This is a genomic window from Bradyrhizobium sp., from assembly GCF_036735945.1.
Taxonomy (GTDB): Bacteria; Pseudomonadota; Alphaproteobacteria; order Rhizobiales; family Xanthobacteraceae; genus Bradyrhizobium.
Genome location: NZ_DAINNI010000241.1, coordinates 1 through 2,608, shown reverse-complemented (window position 1 = coordinate 2,608; position 2,608 = coordinate 1). Strand labels below are relative to the sequence as shown.

5 protein-coding genes are annotated in these 2,608 nt (G+C 63.2%); 3 read left to right on the top strand and 2 right to left on the bottom strand.

Annotation, left to right across the window (positions count from 1 at the left end):
* The first annotated feature begins 209 nt into the window (after positions 1–209).
* Positions 210–434: a hypothetical protein gene (locus V7E26_RS29845; RefSeq protein ID WP_324422975.1), complete on the top strand. Its 225-nt coding sequence runs from the start codon at positions 210–212 to the stop codon at positions 432–434.
* Positions 434–601, top strand: coding sequence for a hypothetical protein (locus V7E26_RS29840; protein WP_324422974.1), 168 nt, complete (start codon positions 434–436; stop codon positions 599–601). Before V7E26_RS29845 ends, V7E26_RS29840 begins: the two co-directional genes overlap by 1 nt.
* Before the next feature lie 35 nt (positions 602–636).
* On the opposite strand, the gene V7E26_RS29835 is transcribed toward V7E26_RS29840, so the two are convergent.
* Together V7E26_RS29835 and V7E26_RS29830 are read right to left on the bottom strand one after the other, a co-directional pair.
* Positions 637–1,167 carry a gamma carbonic anhydrase family protein gene (locus tag V7E26_RS29835; protein ID WP_324422973.1) on the bottom strand — a complete coding sequence of 177 codons (531 nt, stop codon included), beginning with the start codon at positions 1,165–1,167 and terminating at the stop codon, positions 637–639.
* Between the two features lie 51 nt (positions 1,168–1,218).
* The gene (locus tag V7E26_RS29830; protein ID WP_324422972.1) at positions 1,219–1,548 is read right to left on the bottom strand and encodes a DUF6949 family protein; all 330 of its coding nucleotides are present in this window, start codon (positions 1,546–1,548) and stop codon (positions 1,219–1,221) included.
* Positions 1,549–1,764: 216 nt separating this feature from the next.
* On the opposite strand from V7E26_RS29830, the gene V7E26_RS29825 reads away from it, so the two are divergent.
* The gene (locus V7E26_RS29825; RefSeq protein WP_324422971.1) at positions 1,765–2,478 is read left to right on the top strand and encodes a hypothetical protein; all 714 of its coding nucleotides are present in this window, start codon (positions 1,765–1,767) and stop codon (positions 2,476–2,478) included.
* The last annotated feature ends 130 nt before the right edge of the window (positions 2,479–2,608 follow it).

The window sequence follows — 2,608 nt, the reverse complement described above, 5'->3', positions numbered from 1 at the left end:
TTACGCCACGCTCGCCAGCCTCTCAACAATCCGCTGATGAATAAGACGGGCTAGGACGAGTTCTGCGACTTGACTGGGAAGTTTTGCTCACTTCTGCGCGACTGTATCTGACGGCTCGGCAGCCGCGGCAGACGCTCTTGGTCTTGCCGGAACAATTCCGCTCCGCGTTCATTTCATTCACATCCGCTCGACGTCCGGAACAGTCACGCGTGCGCAAATTGATCGCCTTTGACGATGACACGCTCGACAAGCTCACCCAGCTTGCGCGAGACCGGATGGCGACATTCCAGGAATTGGCCGACGAAGCCTTTGCCGACCTTCTCAAGAAGCACGGCATTCCCATCGACCTGAAGGATGCACTGAGAAAGAGTGCGCGGCTTTCGAAGGACGCGACGCCGAAGAAGACAAGGTCGAGAACCGCGAGGACGCCATGATGAACGCCGACCCGGACCCCTTCGAGCAGGGCCAGCGCGCTGCGCGCCAGAACATTCCGGCTGAAGCAAATCCCTATCGGGATGGCAGCGAGCAACATGCGCTCTGGTCCGCCGGCCATGAGAAGGTGGCCGGGGCCCGCGAGGCCAATGAGAGCGAAGGTACTTGAGCCGCGCCTGAATATCGGATGGAGACCTGCGGTCCTCAGCCGATCCTCTTCAGCCCGTTTTTGAATCGCGGGCCGTTGATCGCGTAGAACTTCGCGGCACTGCCCATCGCCGTCACCTGCTCGGGCGTTAGAGTGCGGACCACGCGCGCGGGCGAGCCGATGATCAGCGAATATTCCGGATATTCCTTGCCCTCGGTGATAACAGATCCCGCGCCGACAATGCTGCCGCGGCGGATCCGCGCGCCGTTCATCACGATGGAGCCCATGCCGACCAGCGCGCCCTCTTCCAGCGTGCAGCCGTGCAGGATGACGTTGTGGCCGACGGTGCAGTTCCTGCCGATGGTGAGGGGAAAGCCGCGGTCGGTGTGGCAGGTGGAATTGTCCTGCACGTTGGAGCCTTCGCCGATCTCGATCCACTCATTGTCGCCGCGCAGCACCGCACCGAACCAGACGCTGGCCTGGTCCAGAAGGCGCACCTTGCCGATCACCTGGGCGGTATCTGCGATGAAATAATTCCCGTTTGCGGGGAGTTCAGGCCCCTGCCCGTCGAGTTCGTAGATCGCCATAACAAAAAGGTCTCCATTGGCGGAGACCTTGGCACAGCCCTTGGTGCTGGATCAAGCGAACAGGCCGGCCGCGCGCAGCGTCATCAGGAAGAACGTCCCCGACATCATGCTCCAGAAACCCGACAGCACGGTTGCCATCATCACGAATTCGAAGCGCCGGCGCTCGATCTTCGCGCCGCGCAGGGTGTTGCGCATGATGATGAAGGGTGCGGCGAAGACCAGGAACGGCACCGCCGCAAACGTCTTCGGCGCAACGCCCTCTCCGAGCAGGCCGAAACCCGCCGGCCGTTCCACCATCGCCTGATAGCCGCTGGCGAGCGCTCCCGCGAACGCAAAACCGATGCAAAGGGCGAACAGGGAATTCAACGCCTCGGGCGACATGACAACTTCCACAACTCGACGAACCGCGCGCCCTGCTTTGGCAAAATTGGCCGGCGGCCGCCACAGCATCCTTAAGGAAGGGTTAACGGGCGAGCGTGGAAACCTCGTTTACGCATGGCTCGCGGAACTGGAAACCCCGCGAAATCATGCGGAAAAGAGCCGCATCGTGGCATATTCGCCAGGTGATTCGCCCGCCGACCGATCGATGTTCCGTTCATGACCCTGCTTTCAACGGCCCAACACCTCGCCCGCGACACCCGCAGCGACCCCCGCTCGCACATGATGCTGATCATGGCCGCGGTGAGCATCGCTGCGGGCGCGGTTGCACTGGTTGCCTACCTGCTGTGGCCGACCTGGGTTGCGCGCCCCGCCGGCGGTCCGGACCGATTGCCGGTCAGCGTCGGCGCCACGCTCTTCAACGTGCCGACATCAGCGATCCGTCGCAAGATCCAGCGGCACTCCGGCCCGCAGGAGCGGGTCGATCTGAATTTCCTGTTTCCCTCGCTTGACGCACCGGAAGCACCAAAGCATGTCAGCGCCGATACGATCGAGGACAAGGCGCAGCCGATCGACCGCATCTTCGTTTCGATCTCGGCCCACCATGATGCGCTCGCGCCGGACATGCGCCTGCGCACGATCTATCCGCGCTATCTCGATCAGGCTGCAACGCCGATCAATGACGGATTGACGCTGCGCGCCTTCCGCGACGGCTCGCCCTACGCCAACGAGGATCTGTTCGTGGCCACGACGCCCACCTTCCACGCGCGCTGCACGCGCGACGGCCTGACGCCCGGCATGTGCCTGACCGAGCGCCGCGTCGACGGCGCCGACCTGACGTTCCGCTTTCCGCGAAGCTGGCTGTCGCAATGGCGCGACGTTGCTGTTGCGATGGATCGGCTGACGGCGCAGATGCGCGGAGCGCGGGGGTAGCGGACGGCCGTCCCATGAATGCTAACCCTCATGGTGAGGAGGCGCAAAGCGCCGTCTCGAACCATGTGGCCCCGCTGGTGCCGTTCATCCTTCGAGACGCCGCTTCGCGGCTCCTCAGAGTGTGAGAATC